Origin of the sequence: Pseudomonas gingeri, from assembly GCF_013386115.1 — a bacterium.
GTDB classification, from domain to species: domain Bacteria; phylum Pseudomonadota; class Gammaproteobacteria; order Pseudomonadales; family Pseudomonadaceae; genus Aquipseudomonas; species Aquipseudomonas gingeri.
Genome location: NZ_JACAOR010000018.1, coordinates 62,154 through 87,839 on the forward strand (window position 1 = coordinate 62,154; position 25,686 = coordinate 87,839).

Consider the following 25,686-nt stretch of genomic DNA (forward strand, 5'->3'; position numbering starts at 1 on the left):
CTGGACATCATGGAGAGTATCGATCTGCTGGTCTTGCGCACCGCCCGGGACTGGCTCGGTGCCGGGGAACGCGTGCTGCTGGCAACCGTGGCGCGCACCTGGGGCTCGTCGCCGCGTCCCGTCGGCTCGATGATGGCCTTGCGTAACGATGGTCGTGTGGTGGGCAGCGTCTCCGGTGGCTGTATCGAGGATGACCTGATCCACCGATACACCACCGCCCATGGCGGCACGGGCCTGACAGACGGGCTGCCCGAAGTCGTGCGTTACGGTATCAGCGCGGACGAGGCCCATCGCTTTGGCCTGCCCTGCGGCGGCACCCTGGAACTGGTTCTCGAGTTCAGCCCGTCGCGACAGCGGCTCGATGAAGTCCTGAACCGGCTCGATGCCGGCAGTCTCATTCGTCGCCGGCTGGCGGTAGACACCAACGAAGTGGTCCTGGAACCGACCGCGATCCCTGAGCAGTTCAGTTTCGATGGGCAGTACATGACCAACACCCTGGGCCCCGGCTATCGCATGCTACTGATCGGCGCCGGCGCGCTGGCCGAATACCTGGCGACCATGGCGCTGTTCAACGGCTTCAAGGTGGCGGTCTGCGATCCTCGACCCGAGTACATGGAGTCCTGGGCGGTCGGTGACGTGGAGTGCATCGTCGGCATGCCGGACGATGTCGTCCGCGCCTTTTCCGTCGACCTGCGCACCTGCATCGTCGCGCTCAGCCATGACCCCAAGCTCGACGACCTGGCGCTGCTGGAAGCCTTGCAGGGCCCCGCCTTCTACATCGGCGCCATCGGCTCGCGTCGCAACAGCCAGTTGCGCCGCGAGCGACTGATCGAGCACTTCGCCCAGACCGAAGCCTCGCTCAAGCGCCTGCGGGGGCCGATCGGCATCTACATCGGCAGCAAGACCCCGTCCGAGATCGCGGTGAGCGTCATGGCGGAAATACTGGCGGCCAAGAACGGTATTGCCCTGTCGAGCGAGGTCACGATAGCCGTGGGCAAACGTGCGCATGAAGCGTGAGCCAGAACGCAGCCCCCTTGTCACACCGCTGATGCTATCGTTTCATTGCGCCCGGCGGCCTCGGAGACTGTGCCGATGAATCAGACAGCAAGCGTTGTGTAATCACTGGATAGACGTCGATTCAATAACCCGCACGCAGCGATAAGGGCGGCGGGAGCGGATGCTGCTCGTAAAGGGCTGAGGGTCTTCCACTGCCCTTACCGGTATCCGGCCATGCAGTCTTCGTGGCTGAAAGGCTTTGCGCAGGAGCAGCAGTTGGATTTTGAGTTTTGCTACTCAGTATCCCTCTAAAACCTAACGCCACACCGGCCTTGAAAAACTGATAGAACGACGTTTTTATTGATGGGGCATGCTCACCAGGGGTACTGGATACAACCGGAACCTCTCCGATACCCTGCGCCAGCCTCTGGATATTTTCAGCCGACTCCACCGTTCCTACGGCATGAAAAAATTCGTTCCAATCCATCAATTGACGAGCCCCATTATCGGGCAGCTATACCCCGCCCCTCAACCTTTGAGCAACACGGGATCATCCCAAACATCTTCATACTCTTCAGTAATAAGAAATCTTGATCCAGGAGGAAGCCCCAAATACGGAAGAACCAAAGGCGCCCACTCTGAAAGATGCATGCCATGCAGAGGCACAAAAAAATCAGGCGCCTCTGAAAAAACTTCTCCAGCCCAAATATACCAGCCAGATGTTCCTGATCCAGGCCTAATCCTCATACCATTTAAAGGGCGAAGACCTTCTTTTACGTTAAGTGAAATACCCACCTTAAGGTCCAGATCACACCCATAAAATTCAACACTAAACCGCGAGCAAATTTCCTGCTGAGCGGACTTAAAGTCATCATCCATCATTAAAATCCAAAATATTTTCTCATGGCTTTCCCAAATGCCCCTAACTGTCCGCCCTGGCTAGAAGAACAACTAGGGCAATGTGCTTGGACCGCTTCTAGCGACCTTTGGGCCTGCGAATCTACAGCTCCATCCCTATAGTACTACACAACCAACGGGTCAATATGTCCTGCCACCTGACTTCGGGGAAACAGAGGAAAATGGGACGAATTTGAATTGCACTTACTTAACGGATAAACTACTAATTTTAAATAAAAAAATCAAAAACAGCTCATCTTTTTCTACGGTGATTCCGACATCTTTCGCCAGCCTCTGCATGTTCTCATGCCGACTCTACCGCTCCCAGGACATACTCAAATTTGTTGAAATTCATCGCCCCCCCCAGCGGGTGCTTTTTTCCAATAGCTGATTCAACACCTTCAATGATACCGATCATTCTACATCATTCATTTTACGCAAAAACAACTTAACTTACCTAGGTTTTCTAGATCCTTCTTTAGCTGCTTCAGTGCATTACAATGGGTGGTCCACCAACAAAGCCTCAAGATCTTCTAGTAAAACTTCCGGAGCACCAGATAGAAGCCATTGTTCAAAATCCTGAGGAAATGGAGTTAGATATCTTTTACCCTTATAGCATCCAGAAGAGCTACTACCAAACTCCGAGACAAATCTAAGATGGTGCACCACAAGAATTCTTAATCGACGAGCATCTTGCGCCTGCTCTCGTTCTAACGGCCAATCCGATACCCCCTCAACCAAGCCCAAAACTTCTTTTGAGCGCCCAGAAGCCATCAGGCACCTTATAGTCTCTATTTTATTCAAAACCACCTCCTTCACCGCGAAAAGCGAACACTAGAACCAACAACTTTAACCGTTTTAAAACCAAGCGAATCCATGGTTTTTCCTAACGGCGTCTCCCATACCGCCTGCAACTCAGTCATACCTGAATTTTTTGCTTCCCTAAATACTTCAGCGTTTGTTTTTCCTAACTGCGCTGAAACCGACTCGACCTTATCCGGCCCAACAGTTTCTATAGCCCGAGAAATCATTTCACTACCAACCCCCCGAACTTCAACAGTCGTACCATACCAATCGATACGTAGATCTCCATCAGGAGAATATCTGGCTACCAAGTCAGACTCAGCATAGCGTCTAGAAACTATATTTCCAGACTCATCAAACATCTGATTAGATGAAAGCTCAACTTCCATATTCCCACTCGAATTCGATGAGATTTTTTCGTCAAACTTCAACCCTGTCCTTTCTGCTGGGAAAAACTCAGTTGATATTTCTGAAAGCTCTCCCGCCCCCTCACCTGCAACCTTACCAATATCAACAGCAACGCCTTCAGATACCCCCGTAGCACCACTCTCAGCGGCCCCGGCACTTAATCCAGCAGCTCCCTCACCAACCTCACTAAACAAACCTCCAAAAGCCGGCAACGAAGCAAGCGCGCCCTCCATCGACACAGATGCCAAAGCACCAAACCTACCCGCAAATCCCCCCATGAGGGCCGCGGCCATCAAGGCGGTCTGATTCGGCGGGTTTGTCGGCGATGATCCACCAATCGGCATGCCCATGCCATCGGATTGGTTGGTAGGGTCCTGCCCGGCAATATCGCCCTCAGGGTTTCCGCCATTGGTCGTTGTGAACAGCTTCTTGAACGCAGCAGCTAGCGCATCTCACGCAAACGTTCCAGGCACCGTGAAGGACGGAGGCGGCCAAGTGTCCGAATCAGTCAAAACCACATCCGGATACCGGCGACAAATCGTGCCTCGTTCGCATTCTCTTCTTGATCGCTGGCCAGGTCTGCCGTATTGCCGTAGGAGCGACTCCAGCTAACGCCAATGTATGGGGCAAATTGGCGAACAATTTCATAACGCAATCGCAGCCCTACTTCGGTGTTTGCCAATCCAGCCCCAATGCCGCGCCCAGGATCATTTTTTCCGTAAAAATTGGCTTCGGCCATCGGCTGCAAAACCAGGCGGTTGGTCAGCAGGATCTCGTAGTCTCCCTCCAATCGAGCAGCGGCTTGACCGTTCTCACCGATGTAGGCAGTTGCTTCGACCTCAAAGTTATAGAGGGCCATGCCCTGAATACCGAGCGCTCCCCAAGTTTGTGGTGCCCCGGGCTTGAAGCCCTGTCGTACGCCGGTGACGATATCCCACGATGGGCTGATGGAGTGCCCCCAAAGTGCTGAGAGTTCAGCGTTTTCCGTTACGCCTCTAGTACGTTCGCCTTCCGAGCGCAACCACAGTCGATCAATATCACCGCCGATCCATCCTTTTGCCTCCCAGGCCAATGCATCACCGTTGTCAGTATTCTGATACTCGAACTTATCCAACAGCATGAAGGAGTTGAGCTTTTTGTCGTGGACACCATGACCGGCAACATCTGGAAAAGCGGCGGCACGCTCAGCGTCGGTCAGTACGGGAACAGGGGTTCGACTGGTGGTGGTCGCCCCTCCGTCCATACTTTCCATACCTTCCATCTGCGCGTCATCCATACTCATCTTGCCGTGATCCATTGACTCGTGTGTCGCAGTTGCAAACTTGCTCGGCGCTTTCGCAGACGCAGCAGGCGAGTGTTCATTACCCTCTTCGACCGCCAATGCCAAGGGCGAGAATCCGCCCATCAAGCCGACGGTAAAGAGGCAACCGACCAGCGACTTACGATTCAGGTATGTGCTCACAGATCGTCTCCTTTACTCATCAACCCGTACTTCACGGAACATGCCCATTTCCATGTGGAAAAGCAGGTGGCAGTGATAGGCCCAGCGCCCCAAGGCATCGGCGGTGACCCGATAACTGCGCCTGGTCCCTGGAGGCATGTCGATTGTGTGTTTGCGCACCATGAACTTGCCGTTCTCATCCTCAAGGTCGCTCCACATGCCGTGAAGGTGGATGGGATGGGTCATCATGGTGTCATTCACCAGGGTGATGCGAAGACGCTCCCCATACTTCAGGCGAAGCGGTTCGGCGTCAGAAAATTTGACTCCGTTGAAGGACCACGAAAACTTTTCCATATGACCGGTCAGATGAAGCTCAATGGTGCGATTGGGCTCGCGGCCGTCGGGGTCTTGGAAAGTGCTTTTCAGATCCGAATAGGTGAGCACTCGACGACCATTGTTCCGCAAACCGATACCTGGATCGTTTAGCTTGGGGGTCGGGTTCATGGCTTGCATGTCAACCAAGGGGTTGTTGGCTTCGGAGGAAGGGTGAGTCTGCATTTCGCCGCCCATGCCGGCCATCTTGCTATGGTCCATACCGGCCATGTCAGTCATGTCACCACTGTCCATGCCGGTCATGTCACGTTGCTCCATTCCCCCCCTCTCGCCGTGGTCCATACCAGCCATGCCTGGCATATCACCTTGTTGCATATCGCCACCATCCATACCGGCCATGCTGCCATGGTCCATGCCCGCCATACCGCCCATCCCCATGTCATCCATGGTCAACAGCGGGCGGGGATCGATCGCAGGTACCTGTGGCTCCAAGCCTTCGCGAACGGCGAGGGTTCCGCGTGCATAACCAGTTCTATCCATGGACTGGGCGAAGATTGTGTAAGCCTCTTCACCGGCAGGTTCTACAATCACGTCATACGTTTCTGCCACGGCGATGCGCAATTCATCGACGCTGACCGGTTTGACATATTGGCCGTCAGCCGCCACAACGATCATTTTCAAACCAGGGATGCGGACGTCGAAATAGCTCATGGCTGAGCCGTTGATAAAGCGCAGGCGCAGCTTTTCACCCGGTTTGAAAATACCGGTCCAGTTACCGTCAGGCGCCTGGCCATTCATGAGGTAGGTATAAGTATCTCCACTGACGTCTGCGAGATCAGTGGGATTCATTTTCATTTCAGCCCACATCTTCCGGTCGGCGAAGGCAGATGACCAGCCTTGCTTGCCGACATCGTCGATGAAATCGGCCACGGTACGTTTGTGGTGGTTGTAGTAGTCCGATTGCTTCTTGAGCTTGGCCATGACGCGACCAGGATCTTCGTCGGTCCAGTCAGTCAACATCACCACATAATCACGGCTGTATTGAAAAGGTTCAGGCTCTTTCGAATCGATAACGATTGGACCGTAAACGCCTGCCTGCTCCTGTAAACCCGAGTGGCTGTGATACCAGTACGTACCGTTCTGATGAACCTTGAATTTGTACTCGTACATGCCATCGGGGGCGATGCCGTGGAAACTCAAGCCAGGTACACCGTCCATATTGGCCGGCAGGATGATCCCGTGCCAATGGATTGAGGTGTCTTGGTCCAGGCGATTTTTCACGCGCAGTGTGACCGTATCGCCTTCACGCCAGCGCAACAAAGGTCCGGGCAACGAACCATTGATGGTCAGGGCCGTACGCGGCGAGCCAGTTATATTTACAGGGGTTTCTTCAATAAACAGATCAAATTCATTACCAGTGAGAACACTCGGCAGACCAGGACTGGTCACTGCCCATACAGGAGTGCGCCACAGACCAAGGCCGCCGAGAACGCCACCAGCGGCCAGGCCTTTCACGAATGTCCGCCTGGAGGTTTTGGAGTGCATGCCGTTTATATCCAATCAGTCAAAAAGAAAACCGTGCGAAACAACCAATTGATTGCCCGGATTAGCTTCGCCCGCCATCACAGGAAGCGAATGCTTAAGGTAAGCGAGTTAAGAAATTGCCACATTCAAACCACAACAGTTATTACATTTCTGTCAGCTTTGGAATATACCCGGCTATTTAGCAACTCTTGTGATCCATCACTTTTGTCGTACTTTCTGCGACGGAAGGTTGCGGACTTTGCGCTTTAACTACTTGATACGATTCCATCGAGTTGCTCCTGGCCGTTTCCATGCGTGCAAAAGTCCGATCACCACCGCCTTCGGCCATAGCCAAAGAAGAGAGGGTCAGTGCAGCAATGACGAACAGGAATTTCACAGGATTCATTTTGGTTTTCTCGAATGAGTAATCGTTTACCCCGGAATCCACATCGGGCGTTGATTCTTAGGGGTGAGCTTAAGGCTCAACAGGACTCTAAGATTTATCCCCTGTCAGAAAGCTTAGAAAAATATTACTTTTCTGTCAGTTACCGGTTAGCTGCGTATTTCATTGCGCACTGCGCTCCATGATTACTCGAGAGTCCGGCTCAAGCTGACTGAAATGTAATCGAACCGTTTTCGTTCATGTGGCATCGTGTGCTCGCACCGTGACGTTGAAGTTCAGATGTTTTTTCTTGCTCAGTCTGCCCTAGGGCACGGAATCTGCCGGGGATTCGCCGGTGGTTTTAACAAGCGTCGAAAAGTAAAAACCAGATATTCTCAAATAAACCTCGAATCAACAGCTCTTGCTGTGAGGAGCCTTGCATGTCATTCCTTAAAACTACAACCATAGCTGTTGTACTTAGCGCCGGTTTACTGCTGAGTGCGGTTGCTCAAGCACACCCAAAACTCCTTTCCTCCACTCCGGCAGAAGACTCGGACGCGGCGGCCCCTTCGAAAATTGAATTGCATTTTTCTGAGAATCTCACCCCTCAGTTTTCCGGTGCAAAACTGATCATGACCGATATGCCTGGCATGCCAAACTCTACAATGGGAGTCAAGGCCGCCGTCGCTGGCGGCGGCGATCCAAAAACCATGGTGATCACACCCGCAGCGCCTCTGACCACCGGTACTTACAAAGTCGAATGGCGTGCCGTCTCCTCGGACACACACCCTATTACCGGTAAATTTTCCTTTAAAGTGAAATGATTCATGAGTGACTCAATAAATATCGCTGTTCGCTTTTCTCTCTACTTCGACCTGATGATTTTATTTGGACTGGCAACGTTTGGTCTTTATAGCCTGAGGGGAAAAGAACGAGTATCGGGAACAGTTTTGAATTTTGAGTCGCTTCTTTACGGTACTTCAGTGATAGGTGTGGCTCTATCTCTTGCAGCCATGTTATTGCTTGCGAAAGCAATGAGCGGCGTGTCGGGGTTCATGGAGCTACATCACCATATTTTTCAAATGGTACTCATGGGAACTGACGTCGGCTTGACCTGGATAGTCCGAATAGTGGCGTTGCTGATGGCAATTATTGGCGTGTCCCTGAACAAGCGCTTCCCGAGACTCAGTCTTTGGATTGCCAGCATATGTGGCGCGATTGCGCTAGCAACCCTGGCATGGACGGGGCACGGTGCGATGGACGAAGGTAACCGTCGCTATTGGCATTTCACCAGCGATATCCTCCATCTTCTGGCCGCAGGCGGTTGGCTGGGTGCGCTTGCGGCATTTGCCTTGCTGCTGCGTTTAAAAGCGCTGAAAGGCGATCAAGAAGCACGAATTCTTGCTCGGGTACTGACAGGATTTGAATCCGCCGGCGCTGTGATTGTCGTGATCATCAGCGTCACGGGCGTGGTGAATTACCTATTTATCGTCGGACCAAACCTCGATGAAGTGATGCTCAGCACTTATGGTGAGTTGTTATTTCTCAAGGTCCTGTTATTTGCCGGGATGATTGTATTGGCCACGCTCAACCGCTTTCATCTAAGTCCGGTATTGGAGCAATCAGTTCGCAATGGCGAATATTCTGTTGCAGTCAATGCCCTGCGTCGCAGCATGACGCTCGAGTTTTCAATGGCCGTCATCATAATTTGCCTTGTCGCATGGTTAGGCACTTTAAGTCCGCAAATGGAGATGAGCGAGGGATAGAATCGACCGATTTGCTCGCCGTCCTCCCGCATCATCGAGACAATGCTGCGGCTACAGGTCACGGCGCCGTGCCTTTCTGCGCAAGTCATGCCTGCTCTACTAAACGGAACTATAAAGCCAGCTTGTGAGCGCGCCGAATGGTTCGTTTCTGGAAAGCCAGGCAAGTGCTGTGACACCCCGCCGGCAAAGCCAGCGGGTTGTTGGCTGGTTTCGATCAAGCGGATGGTTGCCGATCAGCCCGGGATGAACCTTCAAGCAGCGCATCCACCACGGCGCGCGCCACCTCCACCGAATGCAGCATGCCCCAGAACAGCGTCCGTTCGACAGGGTTGGTGCGCAGGCTGATTTCGTCGCCGTTGAGCTCTGCTGTTTGCAGAAGATTGGAAACGTAGGCCTGTGCGTCGTGGGCATTGATGCCTGGCCGGATGACGAACAAGCCGGGCTTGCGGGGAGCGGCAGGAGCGACAGGTTTGAAGCAGGTGAAAGCAAGGGTTTCGAGCAAATGGGGTGAGCTTGCCAGTAGTGGTTCAGGTTCATTGGCAGAGACTTTATGCAGGTACCGGTCTTTGTCTACGGTACTGGAAACGTTGCGAAGCGAAGGTGGATCGGGGGTGATTTTCTTGGCCATGGTGAATCTCCTGTTTGATAAAAGGAGCTCATCCATCCTCGCTGCGAAACAAGGGTGGCGAACTGCGCGCAGGTTCGCAGACCAGGGTAAACAGGAACCCGGCAGGCCGAAGCCTCCTGCGCACAGCTCGCCATAACGCGAGCAATAAAAAGCCGCTTTCGCGGCGCTGTACGCCTGTCTACGACCGGGCTGCGAAACCCGTGCCACTGAATTTGCAGCGACAGCTGAACAGTAGCCATCGTGGTAGGCGTATGTAATATTGTCCCATGACTGGAGTTAGTGGGAAATGTTGGATTTTTGGGCAGGCTATTTCGCATGCCGATTGAGCCCTGCTTAGCCGCGCCTATAGCGGCAAGGAAAAATAAATCAGTCACCTTTTCCGATCGATCTTTTTCACTGGCAGAGCGCCCTCATCTGATTCAGTTACCCCACCTCCTGGGACACAATCAAAATACTCCTTATGTAGCCACCGTGAATCCTTTACGTCGCTGCACGTTCACGCTAGGCTAAAGCATGGCCGTATGCCATTATAGATTTGTGTAATCAGCTCATGGATCTGGATAACTGCCACCAGGAAGGCAACCAATATGACCAATTAAATCTGACGCCCCTGCTGGACAATATCTGTAGCGAGTGGTGTGAAGGCGTATTCTCGATATTGCTATTACGAATCCAGAGACACGCCACCTCAAACCTGTGTTTATCGACACTAATCTCTCTATTGATGCCTGCATGTCTCGCTTAGCGGAATAGCTTTAGTGATTTTTGTTAGTTATCAAACGGAAAATTGATATGACTGTAGACAACACACCAAGACAATATACAAAAAAATATTCTCGCATAAATTACGAAGATATAATGTTTTTGTACGATTACCATCCTTGGAGTGACGGGACCAACCCTAGAATTGACAATATAACCCATACAATTCTTAACACCAAGAACTCATCTACAGAATCCAGGCGACGAGCTGCTGTAAATTACTTCACAAAAGTTCTGACTACCCCTCCTGGTGGCTTGGCAAAGCTGGCCAGTGGCGAAAAATGCCTTTTCGCGATCGTTCCATCGCATACAAGTGGTGGAGTATCAGAAGCCTTGCTTCAAATAGTGAGAAATGTTTCGCATGCATTTAATTTTGTTAATGCAGACAACGTGCTTTTCCGGCATACTACCGTACCAAAGGCCGCCACTGGCGGACAGCGATCAAGGCTAGTACATTTAGAGTCTATTGCGGTAGTGAATAATATTGAAGGAAAGACAATCTACCTATTTGATGACATTACGACTACTGGCTGCAGCCTTTTGGCATGTAAAGAGCTACTATTAGATGCAGGCGCCGCACAGGTTGCTATGATAGCCTTGGGGCAAACTTACTTGGAAAATTAAAATGCGAGCTGAGTATTTTTCTCAATTGATGGCCTTAACTTTGCTTAAGCAATCAATTCCGAACGATCGCATTTCAACATTTTTAAAGAAGTATATCAGCGAGCTTTCGGTTGCTTCAAATTTCTATGAGGTTTCGGAGATTTTTTCAAGATTCTTTATAAATCTTCCTCCACTATCTAATAAGGAGTGGGATGAAGCTAGGTGGAGTTATGAAAAAAATTCTACGCACAGCGTTAGTATGCTTTGCATAAGCGATGAGCGGTACCCACCTTCTCTCGGAAAACTTTCAGATGCTCCGCCAGTCTTATTCGTCAAAGGTAACTTTTCAGCACTTACCTCGCTCCCTGGAGTAGCTATTGTTGGTGCTCGCGAAGCAACCGATTCTGGCAAGGAAATCGCACGAAGAATTGCACGATTTATTTCCGAGAAAGGATGGCCGGTAGTTAGTGGATTGGCACTAGGTATTGATGCTGCCGCACATCAAGGTGCACTAGATGCAGGAGGGATAACAATTGCAGTATTAGCGGGCGGGGTTGAAAAGCCTAACCCTGCTGCGAATCATGATTTAGGTTACCAAATCTTAGATTCAGGAGGAGCATGGGTCTCAGAGCATCCTGTGGGAACGCCTCCCAGGAAACATAATTTTGTTCTTAGAAATAGAATTCAAGTTGGACTGTCCGCCGGCTCTATTATTGTAGAGGCCAAGGTTCGGAGTGGTTCTATCACGCAGGCTCGTTTCTGTATAGCTGAAGGGCGTCCTCTTTTCGCGGTCGTTCCGCAGGCGATAAATAACCCTCTAGGGTTAAACTCTGAAGGTACCATTCACATGGTCGATGAGTTAGATGCTCTGCCTGTGAGAACCAAGGAAGATTACCCAATCATTCTTGAGAAGGTAACTAAAAGTCGAAATAGGCTGATTTCTGATATTAGTGATTCGGAAGCTCTTTATAAATCTGATTTATTCTGAATAAAAAACTAATAGCACTTCGATTTTACGTGGACCGCTCATTGGTCCGACTGCGCAACTGAAGTCCTTGCCACACCTATCGATGGCAACTATTTCAAATACCTATGTGCCAGGGCTCACCAGGGACAAGGGCCCTCATTGCGAGGGCCCTTGCCAACCAGGATATAGAAGAGGTTATCGTTTACTGCTTGAGCCAACAGGTCGAGCAACCAGCGTTAAGGCTCATCTACAGCCTAGAAACCACCCGAGCGCTCAAAAACCCACCCGCTACAAAGGGGCATCCACCTGAGTAGTGCCGTCGCTGGATATGACGTTACAGACTTCATAGTTCTTGCCCTTTACACCGGCCCACTCCGAACACTGCATATAGTTATCCGCCTGTGGCGCCTGTAGTACCAGCGCAAACGGCTTGCCCGCGGGCACCCGTTACCCGACCACAATTTCCTAAAGTTACCCTCAGCCATTAATCAGTATGGTCAATTAGGTAGTGGCCGGTATGAGTCCAAGCTTTTGCAGCCCGAGAAGAAGCATATATACACAGGTAAAAATCCCAATGTAGAACAGAGCAGTAAAAACACGGACTCTAAACCTTCCCACAACGGGCATGGGGTGAGTATCCACGTACTGAGCCACCGTCTGGTCACAACGAACAGTAGCAAGTACCGGCAAATCCGCATTTACTGATAAAATATGAACGCTCACACTCTCTTTTGGCGAGAGGCTGTCGAAAACAATAGCGTATCTGCCATCAGGCAAAAGGTGTTCAGTATGATGTCGTAAAGGCAAGATGTTGCAGATCGGTTTCCAATTGAAAACAATTTCTACCTTTGTGGAAGTTTCGCGCCCCGAATTATAGACGACAAATGACCTTGTACACGCTGTTTGAACCTCGCGCATGAGCTCACCGTCCGGATTGAACAGCTGCTGCTGCACCAAAAAAGTATGGCTATGAGATTGAGAGTACTGAAGACGAGCCTTGCCTTTGAAGCGATCAAGCATCCAAGGAATAGCAGCCACAACCACTGCAAAAATCTCTTTGCCATACGCTTCAAAAAAATTCATGAGGGAATACCTACCGGGCGAATACCCCAGCGTAGCATTTGGCCACATTATTCGGCGACATCATCCCCTACAACGGACGCTGAAGCCGTGGTACCGCGCTGGAACGGTTTTGATCTAACACCCTTCTAACGCACTCATGAGGGCAGATCCACGCCGGATGCCGCAGACAACCAGCAAAACCCACTTCAGCCTGCCTTATTAAAAGCCCCGCCCACTCATCGAGCCGGACACTTCTGCCCCGACGGTGCCGTGGGCTTGAGCATGCTCGGAAGCACCAACCCCCGCGTGCCCAGACTCACCAGCTCATACGCCGCAAAAGGGCATTTCACCTGAGTCGTGCCGTCTTTGGCGGTGATGCTATTGATGCCCATGAACACCTCATAGTTTTTACCTTTTTCAAAGGTAAAAACAGCGGCCTGCTCCGAACACTGCATATAGCTACTGCCATAGGTGCCCGCCTGCAGCGTCTGCAGCGCCAGCACAAATGGCTTGCCCGCCGGCACCCGGTATTCGGCCACGATTTCCGAATAGCTGCCTTCAGCCATTCTTATCGCGCCCAGGTAGTCACTCAGTTTCGGCGCAAAACGGGCGGGCATATCCAGCCGCGGCGGCACCACGGGTGACTGCGGGTAGTTGATTGATGGCAGGTGATCGCCATAGAAGCGCCCTGCCCTGGCCAGGCCCTGCTCATTCCCCACACAGCCGTCGTACACGCCGCCCCGTACCTCACCGTTGGTGATCACGCGAAGCTGGGCGGTGTCGGTACCTGGAGCCGGCTCGACATAGGGGACCCACGGCCGCATGCCACAGGCAGTGAGCAGGATCAGGCCGGCATACAGAGGAATATGCTTCAGGAACATGAGACCAGCCCCTCGCAAACGACAGAGACGGTATGGAGATGCGCCAGACGGGTAATGTGCATAGATCCCTCTACAGGTGTTTCAGGTGGGCGGGCTTCAAAAGTGACGCGCATGAAAAAGCCCAACCTTTCAAGGCTGGGCTTCATCATCGAATATATTGGTCGGGACGGAGTGATTCGAACACTCGACCCCTTGCACCCCATGCAAGTGCGCTACCGGGCTGCGCTACGCCCCGACACTGAGTAGCTGTGCTTTCAAACCTCTGAAAGCGATTAGGAATCTAACCTAACCTTTTGAATTTTGGAAGTATTATTTCCAAAAAATTTACTTCTTCAGTACCACCAGCACATCCTCCAGCTCGGAAATCATCTGGCGGATCAGCTGTTTGTACTGGGTGCTGTCGTCCTTGGCCTCGTCACCGGAGAGACGCAGACGCGCCCCGCCGATGGTGAATCCCTGGTCGTACAGCAAGGCGCGGATCTGACGGATCATCAGCACGTCATGGCGCTGATAATACCGACGATTACCACCACGCTTGGCGGGGTTGAGTTGAGGAAACTCTTGTTCCCAGTAACGCAGCACGTGCGGTTTTACCGCACACAGCTCGCTGACTTCACCAATGGTGAAGTAGCGTTTGCCCGGGATCGGCGGGAGCTCGTCGTTATGACTTGGTTCCAGCATAGGCCTCAACTCGGGCTTTCAACTTCTGCCCTGGACGAAAGGTGACCACACGGCGAGCCGTGATCGGGATTTCTTCTCCCGTTTTTGGATTGCGGCCAGGCCGCTGGCGTTTGTCCCGCAGATCAAAATTGCCGAATCCCGACAGTTTGACCTGCTCGTTGTCTTCGAGAGCGTGTCTGATTTCTTCAAAAAACAGTTCGACCAATTCCTTGGCCTCACGTTTATTCAGACCCAGCTCTTCGTAGAGACGTTCCGCCATTTCAGCTTTCGTCAGAGCCCCCATACGTCACTTCCTTAACGTGGCGTTCAACCTGGTTTCAAGCGAGGTGAGGATATTTTGCGTCGTGGAATTCACCTCATCGTCATTAAGAGTGCGCGATGGATGCTGCCAGGTCAAGCCAACTGCAAGGCTTTTTCTATGCGGATCAATGCCTTTACCCTCATAGACGTCAAAGAGCCTGAGCTCTGTGAGCCATTCGCCTGCATTTTCTCGAATTACGTCCAGTACGGCACTGGCCGCCACGCCCTTGTCTGCCAGCAGCGCAAGGTCACGACGCACTTCAGGGAAACGCGACAACTCGCTGAATTTCGGCATTTTGCCCAGAGCCACTTCAGCCAGAACCAGCTCGAACACGAAGACCGGACGGTCGAGACCGAGGGTTTTCGACAATTCGGGGTGGATTGCGCCGATGAAACCGACCAGGCGCCCTTCCCGCTCGATGCGCGCGGTCTGACCCGGATGCAGCGCGGGGTGTTTGCCCGGCACGAAGGTGAACGAGTCCAGGGCACCGGCAAAGCCCAGCAACGCTTCCACGTCAGCCTTGACGTCGAAGAAGTCGACGGTGTCGCGCCCCTGTGCCCAGCCTTCCGGCAGACGGCTGCCGCAGACCACACCGGCGAGCATCGGCTCTTGCTTCAGGCCTTCCAGCTGACCGACGAAACGCAGGCCGCTTTCGAACAGACGGACACGATCCTGCTGGCGGTTCAGGTTGTGCTGTAGCGCCTTGACCAGACCCGGCCACAGGGACGAGCGCATGGCTGCCATGTCGTTGGAGATCGGGTTGGCCAGCAACAGTGGCTCGACGCCCGGGTTGAACAGTTCGAACTGCTTCGGATCGATGAAGCTGTAGGTGATCGCTTCCTGGTAACCACGGGCCACCAGCAGGCGACGCAGCTCAGGCAGGTCGCTACGGGCTTCTGCCTTGGCTTTCGGGGCCAGACGGGCCTGCGGGTAACGAACCGGCAGGCGGTTGTAGCCGTACAGCCGCGCCAGCTCTTCGATCAGGTCGACTTCCAGGCTGATATCGAAGCGATGGCTAGGTACTTCGACCTGCCACTGGCCCGCGCCGCTGGCGGCAATGCCCAGGCCCAGGCCGGACAGCAGACGCTCAATCTGAGGAGCGTCCATTTCCATGCCCAGCATCTGGGTGATGCGCTCGGCACGCAGGGTCACCGGGGCAATGGCCGGCAGATGCGCTTCACTGACGGTTTCAATGATCGGACCGGCTTCGCCACCGGTGATTTCCAGCAGCAGGCCGGTGGCGCGCTCCATGGCTTCACGGGCCAGTTGCCAATCCACGCCACGCTCGTAGCGGTGCGAGGCATCGGTGTGCAGGCCGTAGGAACGGGCCTTGCCAGCGACGGCGATCTGGTCGAAGAAAGCGCTTTCGAGGAAGATGTCACGGGTGGTCGCGGTGTTGACGCCGCTGTGCTCACCGCCCATCACGCCGGCAATCGCCAGGGCGCGGGTGTGGTCGGCAATCACCAGGGTATCGCTACGCAGGCTGACTTCCTGACCGTCGAGCAGTACCAGCTTCTCGCCCTCTTCCGCCATCCGCACGCGGATACCGCCGTTGATTTCGGCGAGGTCGAACGCGTGCAGCGGCTGGCCCAGTTCGATCATCACGTAGTTGGTGATGTCGACGGCGGCATCGATGCTGCGCACGTCGGAACGACGCAGACGCTCGACCATCCACAGCGGGGTCGGCTTCGACAGGTCGACATTGCGGATCACGCGGCCCAGGTAACGCGGGCACGCTGCCGGCGCCAGGACTTCGATCGAACGCACTTCGTCATGCACGGCGGGCACCGCCGCCACGACTGGACGAGTGACCGGAGCGGCATACAGCGCGCCGACTTCACGGGCCAGACCGGCCAGGGACAGGCAGTCGCCACGGTTCGGGGTCAGGTCGACCTCGATGCTCGCGTCGTCCAGGTTCAGGTAGACACGAATGTCTTCGCCCACCGGCGCATCGGCCGCCAGTTCCATCAGGCCGTCATTGCCTTCGCCGATCTGCAGTTCGGCTTGCGAGCACAGCATGCCGTTGGACTCGACGCCGCGCAGCTTGGCTTTCTTGATCTTGAAGTCGCCGGGCAGTTCGGCACCGATCATCGCGAACGGGATCTTCAAGCCCGGGCGCACATTGGGCGCGCCACAGACGACCTGGAAGGTCTCCGAACCGTTGCTGACCTGGCAGACGCGCAGCTTGTCGGCATCCGGGTGCTGTTCGGTGCTGAGCACCTCGCCGACGATCACGCCGCTGAAGGCACCGGCGGCCGGGGTCACGCTATCGACCTCGAGGCCGGCCATCGACAGACGAGCAACCAGCTCGTCGCGGCTCACCTGCGGGCTTACCCAGCCGCGCAGCCATTGTTCACTGAATTTCATCCTGTTCTCCTAATAGATTCGTTACGACTAGCGAAATTGCGCGAGGAACCGCAAGTCGTTGTCGAAGAACAGACGCAAGTCGTTCACGCCGTAACGCAGCATGGCCAGACGCTCGACGCCCATGCCGAAGGCAAAGCCCTGGAACTCTTCCGGATCGATGCCGGACATGCGCAGCACGTTCGGGTGCACCATGCCGCAGCCCATGACTTCCAGCCAGCCGGTCTGCTTGCAGACGCGGCAGCCTTTGCCACTGCACATCACGCATTCCATGTCGACTTCAGCGGACGGCTCGGTGAATGGGAAGTACGAAGGACGGAAACGCACCGCCAGCTCTTTCTCGAAGAACACCCGCAGGAACTCTTCGATGGTGCCTTTGAGATCGGCGAAATTGATGTCGCGATCGACCAGCAGGCCTTCGACCTGGTGGAACATCGGCGAGTGGGTGATATCGGAGTCGCTACGATACACACGGCCTGGGCAGACGATGCGGATCGGCGGCTTCTGCGATTCCATGGTGCGGACCTGTACCGGCGAGGTGTGGGTGCGCAACAGCATGTTCGCGTTGAAATAGAAGGTGTCGTGCATCGACCGGGCCGGGTGATGGCCTGGGATGTTGAGCGCTTCGAAGTTGTGGTAATCGTCTTCCACCTCGGGACCTTCGGCGATGCCGTAGCCGATGCGGGTGAAGAATTGTTCGACGCGTTCCAGAGTCCGGGTAACCGGATGCAGACCGCCCGAGGTCTGGCCGCGGCCAGGCAGGGTCACGTCAATGGACTCGGCGGCGAGTCTGGCAGCCAGATCCGCCTCCTCGAACGACGCCTTGCGCGCATTGAGAACCTCTGTGACACGTTCCTTGGCAACGTTGATCAGGGCGCCGACTTGCGGACGCTCTTCTGCCGGCAGGCTCCCCAGGGTCTTCATCACCTGAGTCAGCTCGCCCTTCTTGCCAAGGTAGTGAACCCGGATTTGCTCCAGGGCATTGATGTCTTCAGCGCTTTGCACAGCCTCAAGTGCTTGAGAGACCAGTGCGTCCAGGTTTTCCATGTACAGACTCCAGATACGAAATAGGGGAAGAGCTTTAAGGCTCTTCCCCTATTTACTGACGTTTAACACCCGAACCCGCAAAGGCGAACCCGGGTGATTGTCGGGGGGTACTTAAGCCAAGGTGGCTTTAGCTTTCTCGACAATCGCAGCAAACGCCGCTTTTTCGTTCACTGCCAGATCAGCCAGAACCTTACGGTCGATCTCGATGGACGCTTTTTTCAGGCCGGCGATGAAACGGCTGTAGGACAGACCGTTGATACGAGCACCAGCGTTGATACGAGCGATCCACAGAGCGCGGAACTGACGTTTTTTCTGACGACGGTCACGGTAGGCGTATTGGCCTGCCTTGATTACCGCTTGCTTGGCAACACGGAATACGCGCGAGCGAGCGCCGTAGTAGCCTTTAGCAAGTTTCAGAATTTTTTTGTGACGTTTACGGGCAATGACGCCACGCTTTACACGAGCCATGAGTTACTTCCTCTATTCTTGATCCAAAAATTAACGAAGGCGCAGCATGCGCTCGACTTTTGCCACGTCAGACGGATGCAGCAAGCTGCTACCGCGCAGTTGACGCTTACGCTTGGTCGACATTTTGGTCAGGATGTGGCTCTTGAAAGCGTGCTTGTGCTTGATACCGTTAGCAGTTTTCAGAAACCGCTTAGCAGCACCACTTTTAGTTTTCATCTTTGGCATGTTCGGATACTCCGCATTCAGTTGATAAACATAACCGCAAGGCCTGCCGTGCCCTGGTGGTTACTTCTTCTTTTTCGGGGCGATGACCATAATAAGCTGGCGTCCTTCCATCTTAGGATGCTGTTCGACCGAACCGTACTCGAGCAGGTCACCTTCAACCCGCTTGAGGAGTTCCATCCCCAGCTCCTGGTGGGCCATCTCACGACCGCGGAATCTCAAGGAAACCTTGGCCCTGTCCCCATCACTCAGGAAACGTACCAGGTTGCGCAGTTTTACCTGGTAATCCCCTTCCTCCGTCCCTGGACGAAACTTGATTTCTTTAACCTGCACTTGCTTCTGGTTTTTCTTCGCAGCAGCAATTTGCTTTTTCTTTTCGAAAATCGACTTGCCGTAGTCCATCACCCGGCAGACGGGTGGCACTGCATCGGCGGAAATCTCCACCAGATCCAGCTTGGCTTCTTCAGCAATCCGAAGCGCTTCATCAATCGAGACGATGCCAATCTGCTCGCCATCAGCGCCAATTAACCGAACCTCGCGTGCCGAGATATTCTCGTTGATCGGGGCCTTCGGTGCAGCTCGTTTATCTTGTCTCATTTCACGCTTAATAATAATTACTCCGAATCTGGGCGACCACGCCGGGAAACCGCTTGCGCGAGGAACTCGGCGAACTGGGCGACGGGCATCGAGCCCAGGTCAGCACCTTCACGAGTACGCACAGCGACAGTCTGCATCTCGACTTCCCGATCTCCGATAACCAAAAGATAGGGAACCTTGAGCAAAGTATGCTCGCGGATTTTAAAGCCGATCTTTTCATTTCTCAAGTCGGACTTGGCACGAAATCCGCTTTCGGCCAGAGTTTTTTCCACTTCGAGGGCGAAATCAGCCTGCTTGTCCGTGATATTCATGATCACGGCCTGGGTTGGCGCCAGCCACGCGGGGAACGCGCCCTCGTAGTGCTCGATCAGAATTCCGACGAAACGCTCGAACGAACCGAGGATCGCCCGGTGCAACATCACCGGGTGCTTGCGGCTGTTGTCTTCGGACACGTATTCGGCGCCGAGACGGATAGGCAGGTTGAAATCGAGCTGCAGGGTACCACACTGCCAGACGCGACCGAGACAGTCCTTCAGGGAAAACTCGATCTTCGGACCGTAGAAGGCGCCCTCGCCCGGCTGCAGGTCATACGGCAGGCCCGCGCTGTCGAGTGCCGCGGCCAGGGCATTTTCAGCCCGATCCCACAACTCGTCGGAACCCACGCGCTTTTCCGGACGGGTGGACAACTTCATCTCGATGTCCTTGAAGCCGAAATCGGCATAGACATCCATGGTCAGCTTGATGAACGCAGCGGATTCGGCCTGCATCTGCTCTTCGGTGCAGAAGATATGGGCATCGTCCTGGGTGAAGGCGCGCACGCGCATGATGCCGTGCAGCGCACCCGACGGCTCGTTGCGGTGGCAGGCACCGAACTCGGCCAGGCGCATCGGCAGCTCGCGGTAGCTCTTCAGGCCCTGGTTGAACACCTGCACGTGGCATGGGCAGTTCATCGGCTTGATGGCGTAGTCGCGGCTTTCCGACTCGGTGGTGAACATGTTCTCGGCGTAGTTGGCCCAGTGCCCGGACTTCTCCCACAGGGAGCGATCGACCACTTGCGGGGTCTTGATCTCCAGGTAGCCGTTGTCACGCTGCACCTTGCGCATGTACTGCTCGAGCACCTGGTACAGGGTCCAGCCGTTCGGGTGCCAGAACACCATGCCCGGCGCTTCTTCCTGGGTATGGAACAGGCCCAGGCGCTTGCCGATCTTGCGGTGGTCGCGCTTTTCCGCTTCCTCGATGCGCTGGATGTAGGCAGCCAGCTGCTTCTTGTCCGCCCAGGCGGTGCCGTAGACGCGCTGCAGTTGCTCGTTCTTGGCGTCGCCGCGCCAGTAGGCACCGGACAGCTTGGTCAGCTTGAACGACTTCAGGAAGCGCGTGTTCGGCACGTGCGGGCCACGGCACATGTCGACGTATTCTTCGTGATAGTACAGGCCCATGGCCTGCTCATTCGGCATGTCTTCGACCAGGCGCAGCTTGTAGTCCTCGCCACGCTGGGTGAACACGTCGATCACTTCGGCGCGCGGCGTGACCTTCTTGATCACGTCGTAGTCTTTTTCGATCAGCAGCTGCATGCGCTGCTCGATCGCGGCCAGGTCGTCCGGGGTGAAAGGACGCTCATAGGCGATGTCGTAGTAGAAACCTTCGTCGATGACCGGACCGATCACCATCTTGGCCGTCGGATACAGCTGCTTGACCGCATGACCGACCAGGTGGGCGCAAGAGTGGCGAATGATCTCCAGCCCCTCTTCATCCTTGGGCGTGATGATCTGCAGCGTGGCGTCGGCGTCGATCAGGTCACAGGCATCGACCAGCTTGCCGTTGACCTTGCCGGCCACGGTGGCCTTGGCCAGGCCGGCACCGATGGATGCGGCGACGTCGGCGACGGAAACCGGATGATCGAACGAACGTTGACTGCCGTCGGGAAGAGTAATAGTGGGCATGGCGCCTCCTCTCCTAGTGGTGACCCCTACCAAAGGTCACGTGGGTTGGGATGAGCAGCCAGTACATGATCCGTCCAGCCGTTCAGTGAAGAACGCCTGCCGCACAGTGGCAGGAGCCGCAAGGCCAACCGGAAAACGAACCACCGTGACTGGAGTTCAAGAAAAAGGGTTGATGGCGGGGCATCAGTCGGGTGCAACCCGCACCGACGCCGGAAATAGCCAGGTCGGGGATGCTAGCACAGATGAACGGTCATCGCCTCGCCTGACGCACAAACTGCTAAAGTCCGCAGGTTTTGCAGCCCGGGTGAACTTGAATTGCACTCTCGCCCTCAAATACAGGGCAAGCGCTACCCAGCCCGTCGTTTTTTTATCCAGAGGAGTATTCGAACATGCGCCTGACTCATCTTTTTGCCTTTGCCGCCCCCGCCCTCCTGCTGCTGCCGTTGAGCGCCCACGCAGAGTGGCCCACCGGCCAGCGCGAGGCCTACATGAAAGACTGTACCGCCGCCGCCAGCAAGAGCGTCCCGGTCAATGTCGCACAGCAACATTGCGCCTGCGGCGCCGACAAGCTGCGGGACAACTTTACCCAGAAGGAAATCGAGGAGCTGATGAACGCGAAAAAAGAGCCTAGCCCCGAGCTCAAGACGAAGGCCCTGAACACCATTGCCGCCTGCCGCGTCGTCAAATAGCCCCTGAAACAGGGACGTTTGTGAGGCCTTCAGGGCTGAAAACAGCCTGAAAAACAGCTTTTTCACACATTTTATGCAGCTTTTACGGCTTTTTTTATCACCGCCATTTTTACCTGCAGGCCTTTTAAACCGGGCCTCTCAGACAAACACAGCGGTAAAGAAAGCGCGACTGATTGGCAATCCGCCGCTGCGGGGGGCTCCCAAGTCGAACATTTCGACTATGATAGGCCAGTGTGCCCAGTTGGCCTGAGCAGCACAGTACTACTGAAAATATATGTTTCTTGGAGATACACCATGTCTAATCGCCAAACCGGCACCGTAAAATGGTTCAACGATGAAAAAGGCTTCGGCTTCATCACTCCTCAAGGTGGCGGTGACGACCTGTTCGTACACTTCAAAGCTATCGAAAGCGACGGTTTCAAAAGCCTGAAAGAAGGCCAGACCGTTTCCTTCGTGGCTGAGAAAGGCCAAAAGGGTATGCAAGCTGCACAGGTTCGTCCGGAGTAAGTTTCCGCGAACTGAAAAAACCCCGTCCATGTGGCGGGGTTTTTTATGGGCGCTACAAAACCGTCGGCCGATCAGCCACAGTTGACCCGCTCGACCTTGCCGGTGCTGTCGACATTGAGGTTCAGGCGGTCGGAACGGTACTCCAGCGTGACCATGTCATCCGGCCCGAGGATGCGGGCGCTTTGTGCGCCACTGCGGCTGCGCGCCTGCTCCAGCAGTTCGGCAGAGACCTGCTTGCCGATCGTGAACTCGGCGCCTTTGGCTTCACAACGGCCGCTGCCATTGCCGCTCTCGCCGGCAGGCGCACTGGCTGCCGGCGCGGAACCACTGTTCGCGCAACCCGCCAGGACCGACATGGCGAACAACGCCCCCAAAGATGCAAGCTTCCAAGGCATGAAGCCTCCTTTCAGAAAATAAGTAGAGTGCGTGCGACCGCCGTTTACGCCATTGGTTGCATGCCGAATGATCGTTGGCCTGATTCCTACGGCAATGCAAGACAAGTCTGCCTGAGCCACCGACTCACCTGCACAATGAATCGTGACTGAATATGAACGAATTGTTGAGTCAGTAGATGTCGATGTAGTCGAACGGCGGGTTGGGCCAGTTCTCCTTCAACGCATTGAAGATCTGCATGACCCAGACCTCGTCACTGGCCGCGACGTTGCCGACATAACCCGAGCCGGCCGCCCAGGTTTCCAGCCGGAACAGCAGGCCGTCGATATCCTGCCCGCCGACCACGCCGGAGGACAGGTAGGCGATGCCGGAACGGGTCACGCGCAACTGGGTGTGCACGTCATCGCTGGCCGAGGCGAGCAGTTGGCGCACAGCGTCGAGGGTCAGGTTGGCGGGGTTGTTCAGGTCGATCTGCACGGGCGGGTTCCAGAAAAAACAAAACCCGAGTTTGGCATGCGACCGGCCCTTGTGCCCAGTCGCCGCGAGCGGTTTGATCGCCCCCGGGCTACGGGTTGCCGCGCCTGGGAACAATCAGTGCCGGGTGTTACTTCAGGCGGGCCAGGCGCGCCGTCAGCAGGTCGAAGAAGCCCTGGGCGTCGCCGTTCTCGACCCAGAACACGTTCTTGTTCTGCTTCAGGCCGTCGTACCAGTCGACGATGGTCTGGCCGAAGGTCGGGCCTTCACGGCTGTCGACCACCATGTTGACCTGGCGCCCGCTGAACAGCCCGGGCTTGAGCAGGTAGGCGATCACCGTGGCGTCGTGCACCGGGCCACCGGGAATGCCGTAGTGCTCCATGTCACCCTTGACGTACTCGTTGAGAATATCGCCGACCACCTTGCTGGCGTTGTTGTTCAACGCCGCGATCTTCTTCAGGCGCTCGTCGCTGGTGAGGATCTTGTGGGTCACGTCCAGCGGCAGGTAGGTCAGCTTGACCCCGCTCTTGAGCACCACCTCGGCGGCCTGCGGGTCGGCGAACAGGTTGAACTCGGCCACCGGCGTGATATTGCCGCCGTTGAAGTGCGCACCGCCCATGACCACCACTTCCTTGATGCCCTGGGTGATCTCCGGATCCTGGATCAACGCCAGCGCCAGGTTGGTCTGTGGCCCGAGCATGGCAATGGTGATGCTGTGGGGCTTGGCCGCGCGCAGGGTCTCGATCAGGTAGTTGACCGCGTTACCCTTGGCCAGGGGTGCCTTGGGTTCGTGCACGGTGACGCCGGAAATGCCTTCCTTGCCGTGGATGTTCTCGGCATAGATCGGCGTGCGCAGCAGCGGCCTGGGCGCACCGGCATACACCGGCACCTCCTCGCGCCCTGCCCACTCACGGGCCAGGCGCGCGTTGCGCGAGGTCTTGTCCAGGCGCACATTGCCGGCCACGGTGGTCAGGGCACGGATATGCAGCTCCTCCGGAGAAGCCAGGGCGAACAGCAGCGCGACCACATCGTCGGCCCCCGGGTCAGTGTCGATGATCAGGTCGATTTTTTCCGCCGCCTGGGCGCCTGTAGCAGTGAGCAAGGACAAAATCAGCAGACTCCGGAACCAGCGTTGCAAGATCTGAGCATAGCGGTGCATGGTGCACTCCTTGTGCATGGATTGGGATTTAAAACGTGACGCCGGCGACCAGGACGATGTTGCAGTACGGCTGGCATTCGCCGGTGCGCACCACCGCCCTCGCCTGGCGGCTGAGCGCTTTGAGCTCTTCGTGACTGAGCAACCGGCGCTGTCCGAGATCGCCCTGGGCATTCAAGGCCTCCAGGTGCTCCAGGGCCGGCGGGCGCTTGAGCAGGACCTCTTCGGCCAGCACATGGCTTTCTACCTGCATCTCGCTGAGCACGGTGCGCAGGGTGCTGACGAAATCCGGAATACCCTGGGTCAGGGCCAGGTCGATCAACTCGACACCTGGTGGCACCGGCAGACCGGCATCGCCGATCACCAGCATGTCGCCGTGGCCCAGGGAGGCGATCAGGCGTGACAGCGCGATATTGAGCAGCGGTGCTTTTTTCATGGCTGTTTGAAACCCTGTACGTCGGACAAATGGGGAATGGACGGCTGCGCGCCGGCGCGGGTGACCGACAGCGCCGCCGCGACCTGGCCAAAACGAATGGCCTCGGCTTCGCTCTTGCCGGAGGCCAGCGCGGCGGCAAAACCGCCGACAAAGGTGTCGCCGGCAGCCGTGGTGTCGAGTGCCTTGACCTTGGGCGCCGGGAAATGCGCAAAGGCCTGGCCATCGGCAAACAACGAACCCTGGGCCCCCAGAGTGATGATCACCTTCCCTGCCCCGGCCGCCATCAGGCGCGTCGCGGCAGCCTCGGCAGTCGCCAGCGAATCCACCGGCAAGCCGCTCAGGGCCGAGGCCTCGCTTTCATTGGGAATCAGGTAGTCGATGGCCGCATACCAGTCGGCCGGCAACGGCGCGCTGGCCGGCGCCGGATTGAGGATCACCGTCTTGCCCAGTTCACGACCGCGCTTGAGCGCATAACCGACGGTTTCCATCGGCACTTCGAGCTGACAGATGATCACATCCGCCGCCTGCAGCACCGCATCGAACCCCTTGAGCACATCGGTCGTCAGACAGCCGTTGCCGCCGGCGACAATGACAATCGCGTTCTGGCTGCTGGCATCGACCACGATCAGGGCAACCCCGCTGGACACGCCGTCCACCGCGGTGACCGCCCGGCAATCGATGCCCTCGACCAGCAAGGCATCGCGCAGTTGCCGGCCGTAGGCGTCATCGCCGACGCAGCCGACCATCGACACCTGGGCCCCCAGTCGCGCCGCCGCTACCGCCTGGTTGGCGCCCTTGCCGCCGGGAACCGTGGCGAAGGACTGGCCGATCAGGGTCTCACCCGCGCGCGGCAACCGCTCGGCCCGGGTGACCAGGTCCATGTTGAGACTGCCTATGACCACTACTTTTGCTTGCATGCATCATTACTCTTGAATTCAATTCGGTCAGATTCAGCGC

At 55.6% G+C, this 25,686-nt stretch carries 30 protein-coding genes and 1 tRNA gene; 8 read left to right on the forward strand and 23 right to left on the reverse strand.

The window, feature by feature from the left end:
* Window positions 1-9: 9 nt before the first annotated feature.
* On the forward strand, window positions 10-1,017 hold the full coding sequence (locus tag HX881_RS30925) for an XdhC family protein (RefSeq protein ID WP_177088375.1): 1,008 nt from the start codon (window positions 10-12) through the stop codon (window positions 1,015-1,017).
* A 105-nt stretch (window positions 1,018-1,122) separates the two neighbouring features.
* A complete protein-coding gene (locus tag HX881_RS30930; RefSeq protein ID WP_177088435.1) occupies window positions 1,123-1,308 on the forward strand; it encodes a CrpP family ICE-associated protein in 186 nt (61 codons plus the stop codon).
* A gap of 216 nt (window positions 1,309-1,524) precedes the next feature.
* Here HX881_RS30930 and HX881_RS32925 read toward each other — a convergent pair whose 3' ends face one another.
* From HX881_RS32925 to HX881_RS30960, 6 genes are all read right to left on the reverse strand, one after another.
* Window positions 1,525-1,875 carry an immunity protein Imm33 domain-containing protein gene (locus HX881_RS32925; RefSeq protein WP_246356621.1) on the reverse strand — a complete coding sequence of 117 codons (351 nt, stop codon included), beginning with the start codon at window positions 1,873-1,875 and terminating at the stop codon, window positions 1,525-1,527.
* 513 nt (window positions 1,876-2,388) lie between these two features.
* Window positions 2,389-2,697 carry a hypothetical protein gene (locus tag HX881_RS30940; protein ID WP_177063783.1) on the reverse strand — a complete coding sequence of 103 codons (309 nt, stop codon included), beginning with the start codon at window positions 2,695-2,697 and terminating at the stop codon, window positions 2,389-2,391.
* Window positions 2,698-2,708: 11 nt separating this feature from the next.
* On the reverse strand, window positions 2,709-3,455 hold the full coding sequence (locus HX881_RS30945; RefSeq protein ID WP_177088377.1) for a hypothetical protein: 747 nt from the start codon (window positions 3,453-3,455) through the stop codon (window positions 2,709-2,711).
* Between the two features lie 158 nt (window positions 3,456-3,613).
* Entirely contained in the window at window positions 3,614-4,567 is a 954-nt protein-coding gene (locus tag HX881_RS30950) for a copper resistance protein B (protein WP_425503554.1), read from the reverse strand.
* A gap of 12 nt (window positions 4,568-4,579) precedes the next feature.
* On the reverse strand, window positions 4,580-6,424 hold the full coding sequence (locus HX881_RS30955) for a copper resistance system multicopper oxidase (protein ID WP_177088379.1): 1,845 nt from the start codon (window positions 6,422-6,424) through the stop codon (window positions 4,580-4,582).
* Window positions 6,425-6,602: 178 nt separating this feature from the next.
* Window positions 6,603-6,809: a co-regulatory protein PtrA N-terminal domain-containing protein gene (locus HX881_RS30960; protein ID WP_177088381.1), complete on the reverse strand. Its 207-nt coding sequence runs from the start codon at window positions 6,807-6,809 to the stop codon at window positions 6,603-6,605.
* 416 nt (window positions 6,810-7,225) lie between these two features.
* On the opposite strand from HX881_RS30960, the gene copC reads away from it, so the two are divergent.
* Both copC and copD read left to right on the forward strand, forming a co-directional pair.
* Window positions 7,226-7,609 carry a copper homeostasis periplasmic binding protein CopC gene (gene copC, locus HX881_RS30965; RefSeq protein ID WP_177088383.1) on the forward strand — a complete coding sequence of 128 codons (384 nt, stop codon included), beginning with the start codon at window positions 7,226-7,228 and terminating at the stop codon, window positions 7,607-7,609.
* Window positions 7,610-7,612: 3 nt separating this feature from the next.
* The gene (gene copD, locus HX881_RS30970; protein ID WP_177088385.1) at window positions 7,613-8,551 is read left to right on the forward strand and encodes a copper homeostasis membrane protein CopD; all 939 of its coding nucleotides are present in this window, start codon (window positions 7,613-7,615) and stop codon (window positions 8,549-8,551) included.
* A gap of 214 nt (window positions 8,552-8,765) precedes the next feature.
* On the opposite strand, the gene HX881_RS30975 is transcribed toward copD, so the two are convergent.
* Window positions 8,766-9,179, reverse strand: coding sequence for a hypothetical protein (locus HX881_RS30975; protein ID WP_177088387.1), 414 nt, complete (start codon window positions 9,177-9,179; stop codon window positions 8,766-8,768).
* A gap of 792 nt (window positions 9,180-9,971) precedes the next feature.
* On the opposite strand from HX881_RS30975, the gene HX881_RS30980 reads away from it, so the two are divergent.
* Both HX881_RS30980 and HX881_RS30985 read left to right on the forward strand, forming a co-directional pair.
* A complete protein-coding gene (locus HX881_RS30980; protein WP_177088389.1) occupies window positions 9,972-10,565 on the forward strand; it encodes a phosphoribosyltransferase in 594 nt (197 codons plus the stop codon).
* Between the two features lies 1 nt (window position 10,566).
* A complete protein-coding gene (locus tag HX881_RS30985) occupies window positions 10,567-11,532 on the forward strand; it encodes a DNA-processing protein DprA (RefSeq protein ID WP_177088391.1) in 966 nt (321 codons plus the stop codon).
* A gap of 480 nt (window positions 11,533-12,012) precedes the next feature.
* On the opposite strand, the gene HX881_RS30990 is transcribed toward HX881_RS30985, so the two are convergent.
* The 11 genes from HX881_RS30990 to thrS all read right to left on the reverse strand — a co-directional run bounded on the left by HX881_RS30990 (window position 12,013) and on the right by thrS (window position 21,074).
* Window positions 12,013-12,594: a hypothetical protein gene (locus HX881_RS30990; RefSeq protein WP_177088392.1), complete on the reverse strand. Its 582-nt coding sequence runs from the start codon at window positions 12,592-12,594 to the stop codon at window positions 12,013-12,015.
* A 215-nt stretch (window positions 12,595-12,809) separates the two neighbouring features.
* Window positions 12,810-13,454 carry an amidase gene (locus HX881_RS30995; protein WP_177088394.1) on the reverse strand — a complete coding sequence of 215 codons (645 nt, stop codon included), beginning with the start codon at window positions 13,452-13,454 and terminating at the stop codon, window positions 12,810-12,812.
* 158 nt (window positions 13,455-13,612) lie between these two features.
* Window positions 13,613-13,689, reverse strand: a tRNA-Pro gene (locus tag HX881_RS31000).
* 89 nt (window positions 13,690-13,778) lie between these two features.
* Window positions 13,779-14,135 (reverse strand): MerR family transcriptional regulator, encoded by a 357-nt coding sequence (locus HX881_RS31005; protein WP_017128239.1) that lies wholly within the window; start codon window positions 14,133-14,135, stop codon window positions 13,779-13,781.
* Window positions 14,116-14,418, reverse strand: coding sequence for an integration host factor subunit alpha (gene ihfA / locus HX881_RS31010; protein WP_002553164.1), 303 nt, complete (start codon window positions 14,416-14,418; stop codon window positions 14,116-14,118). Before ihfA ends, HX881_RS31005 begins: the two co-directional genes overlap by 20 nt.
* Before the next feature lie 3 nt (window positions 14,419-14,421).
* Complete coding sequence (gene pheT / locus HX881_RS31015) at window positions 14,422-16,803, reverse strand: phenylalanine--tRNA ligase subunit beta (protein WP_177088396.1); 2,382 nt, start codon at window positions 16,801-16,803, stop codon at window positions 14,422-14,424.
* 27 nt (window positions 16,804-16,830) lie between these two features.
* Window positions 16,831-17,847 carry a phenylalanine--tRNA ligase subunit alpha gene (gene pheS / locus HX881_RS31020; RefSeq protein WP_017128237.1) on the reverse strand — a complete coding sequence of 339 codons (1,017 nt, stop codon included), beginning with the start codon at window positions 17,845-17,847 and terminating at the stop codon, window positions 16,831-16,833.
* A 111-nt stretch (window positions 17,848-17,958) separates the two neighbouring features.
* Complete coding sequence (rplT, locus tag HX881_RS31025; RefSeq protein ID WP_007905879.1) at window positions 17,959-18,315, reverse strand: 50S ribosomal protein L20; 357 nt, start codon at window positions 18,313-18,315, stop codon at window positions 17,959-17,961.
* Window positions 18,316-18,345: 30 nt separating this feature from the next.
* Window positions 18,346-18,540, reverse strand: coding sequence for a 50S ribosomal protein L35 (rpmI, locus tag HX881_RS31030; RefSeq protein ID WP_002553160.1), 195 nt, complete (start codon window positions 18,538-18,540; stop codon window positions 18,346-18,348).
* A 60-nt stretch (window positions 18,541-18,600) separates the two neighbouring features.
* Window positions 18,601-19,152 carry a translation initiation factor IF-3 gene (infC, locus tag HX881_RS31035; protein ID WP_177061863.1) on the reverse strand — a complete coding sequence of 184 codons (552 nt, stop codon included), beginning with the start codon at window positions 19,150-19,152 and terminating at the stop codon, window positions 18,601-18,603.
* On the reverse strand, window positions 19,152-21,074 hold the full coding sequence (thrS, locus tag HX881_RS31040) for a threonine--tRNA ligase (protein ID WP_017128235.1): 1,923 nt from the start codon (window positions 21,072-21,074) through the stop codon (window positions 19,152-19,154). The genes infC and thrS overlap by 1 nt, the downstream gene beginning before the upstream one ends.
* 389 nt (window positions 21,075-21,463) lie before the next feature.
* Here thrS and HX881_RS31045 point away from each other — a divergent pair, with 389 nt between their 5' ends.
* The gene (locus tag HX881_RS31045; RefSeq protein WP_177088398.1) at window positions 21,464-21,763 is read left to right on the forward strand and encodes a hypothetical protein; all 300 of its coding nucleotides are present in this window, start codon (window positions 21,464-21,466) and stop codon (window positions 21,761-21,763) included.
* 294 nt (window positions 21,764-22,057) lie between these two features.
* Window positions 22,058-22,270 (forward strand): cold-shock protein, encoded by a 213-nt coding sequence (locus HX881_RS31050; RefSeq protein ID WP_003179963.1) that lies wholly within the window; start codon window positions 22,058-22,060, stop codon window positions 22,268-22,270.
* Window positions 22,271-22,341: 71 nt separating this feature from the next.
* Here the strand turns inward: HX881_RS31050 and HX881_RS31055 are convergent, their stop codons facing one another.
* From HX881_RS31055 to rbsK, 5 genes are all read right to left on the reverse strand, one after another.
* Window positions 22,342-22,665: an I78 family peptidase inhibitor gene (locus HX881_RS31055; protein WP_042936337.1), complete on the reverse strand. Its 324-nt coding sequence runs from the start codon at window positions 22,663-22,665 to the stop codon at window positions 22,342-22,344.
* A gap of 169 nt (window positions 22,666-22,834) precedes the next feature.
* A complete protein-coding gene (locus HX881_RS31060; RefSeq protein ID WP_017128232.1) occupies window positions 22,835-23,140 on the reverse strand; it encodes a hypothetical protein in 306 nt (101 codons plus the stop codon).
* A 127-nt stretch (window positions 23,141-23,267) separates the two neighbouring features.
* Window positions 23,268-24,296, reverse strand: coding sequence for a nucleoside hydrolase (locus tag HX881_RS31065; RefSeq protein WP_017128231.1), 1,029 nt, complete (start codon window positions 24,294-24,296; stop codon window positions 23,268-23,270).
* 28 nt (window positions 24,297-24,324) lie between these two features.
* A complete protein-coding gene (gene rbsD, locus HX881_RS31070) occupies window positions 24,325-24,729 on the reverse strand; it encodes a D-ribose pyranase (RefSeq protein ID WP_017128230.1) in 405 nt (134 codons plus the stop codon).
* The gene (gene rbsK / locus HX881_RS31075) at window positions 24,726-25,646 is read right to left on the reverse strand and encodes a ribokinase (protein WP_177088400.1); all 921 of its coding nucleotides are present in this window, start codon (window positions 25,644-25,646) and stop codon (window positions 24,726-24,728) included. Before rbsK ends, rbsD begins: the two co-directional genes overlap by 4 nt.
* Between the last annotated feature and the right edge of the window lie 40 nt (window positions 25,647-25,686).

Coding starts and splice junctions, on each gene's coding strand:
- HX881_RS30925 (WP_177088375.1), top strand. CDS start 10: ATGGAGAGTATCGATCTGCTGGTCTTGCGCACCGCCCGGGACTGGCTC.
- HX881_RS32925 (WP_246356621.1), bottom strand. CDS start 1,875: ATGGATGATGACTTTAAGTCCGCTCAGCAGGAAATTTGCTCGCGGTTT.
- HX881_RS30945 (WP_177088377.1), bottom strand. CDS start 3,455: ATGGGCATGCCGATTGGTGGATCATCGCCGACAAACCCGCCGAATCAG.
- HX881_RS30955 (WP_177088379.1), bottom strand. CDS start 6,424: ATGCACTCCAAAACCTCCAGGCGGACATTCGTGAAAGGCCTGGCCGCT.
- HX881_RS30960 (WP_177088381.1), bottom strand. CDS start 6,809: ATGAATCCTGTGAAATTCCTGTTCGTCATTGCTGCACTGACCCTCTCT.
- copC (WP_177088383.1), top strand. CDS start 7,226: ATGTCATTCCTTAAAACTACAACCATAGCTGTTGTACTTAGCGCCGGT.
- copD (WP_177088385.1), top strand. CDS start 7,613: ATGAGTGACTCAATAAATATCGCTGTTCGCTTTTCTCTCTACTTCGAC.
- HX881_RS30975 (WP_177088387.1), bottom strand. CDS start 9,179: ATGGCCAAGAAAATCACCCCCGATCCACCTTCGCTTCGCAACGTTTCC.
- HX881_RS30980 (WP_177088389.1), top strand. CDS start 9,972: ATGACTGTAGACAACACACCAAGACAATATACAAAAAAATATTCTCGC.
- HX881_RS30985 (WP_177088391.1), top strand. CDS start 10,567: ATGCGAGCTGAGTATTTTTCTCAATTGATGGCCTTAACTTTGCTTAAG.
- HX881_RS30990 (WP_177088392.1), bottom strand. CDS start 12,594: ATGAATTTTTTTGAAGCGTATGGCAAAGAGATTTTTGCAGTGGTTGTG.
- HX881_RS30995 (WP_177088394.1), bottom strand. CDS start 13,454: ATGTTCCTGAAGCATATTCCTCTGTATGCCGGCCTGATCCTGCTCACT.
- HX881_RS31005 (WP_017128239.1), bottom strand. CDS start 14,135: ATGCTGGAACCAAGTCATAACGACGAGCTCCCGCCGATCCCGGGCAAA.
- ihfA (WP_002553164.1), bottom strand. CDS start 14,418: ATGGGGGCTCTGACGAAAGCTGAAATGGCGGAACGTCTCTACGAAGAG.
- pheT (WP_177088396.1), bottom strand. CDS start 16,803: ATGAAATTCAGTGAACAATGGCTGCGCGGCTGGGTAAGCCCGCAGGTG.
- pheS (WP_017128237.1), bottom strand. CDS start 17,847: ATGGAAAACCTGGACGCACTGGTCTCTCAAGCACTTGAGGCTGTGCAA.
- rplT (WP_007905879.1), bottom strand. CDS start 18,315: ATGGCTCGTGTAAAGCGTGGCGTCATTGCCCGTAAACGTCACAAAAAA.
- rpmI (WP_002553160.1), bottom strand. CDS start 18,540: ATGCCAAAGATGAAAACTAAAAGTGGTGCTGCTAAGCGGTTTCTGAAA.
- thrS (WP_017128235.1), bottom strand. CDS start 21,074: ATGCCCACTATTACTCTTCCCGACGGCAGTCAACGTTCGTTCGATCAT.
- HX881_RS31045 (WP_177088398.1), top strand. CDS start 21,464: ATGCGCCTGACTCATCTTTTTGCCTTTGCCGCCCCCGCCCTCCTGCTG.
- HX881_RS31050 (WP_003179963.1), top strand. CDS start 22,058: ATGTCTAATCGCCAAACCGGCACCGTAAAATGGTTCAACGATGAAAAA.
- HX881_RS31055 (WP_042936337.1), bottom strand. CDS start 22,665: ATGCCTTGGAAGCTTGCATCTTTGGGGGCGTTGTTCGCCATGTCGGTC.
- HX881_RS31065 (WP_017128231.1), bottom strand. CDS start 24,296: ATGCACCGCTATGCTCAGATCTTGCAACGCTGGTTCCGGAGTCTGCTG.
- rbsD (WP_017128230.1), bottom strand. CDS start 24,729: ATGAAAAAAGCACCGCTGCTCAATATCGCGCTGTCACGCCTGATCGCC.
- rbsK (WP_177088400.1), bottom strand. CDS start 25,646: ATGCAAGCAAAAGTAGTGGTCATAGGCAGTCTCAACATGGACCTGGTC.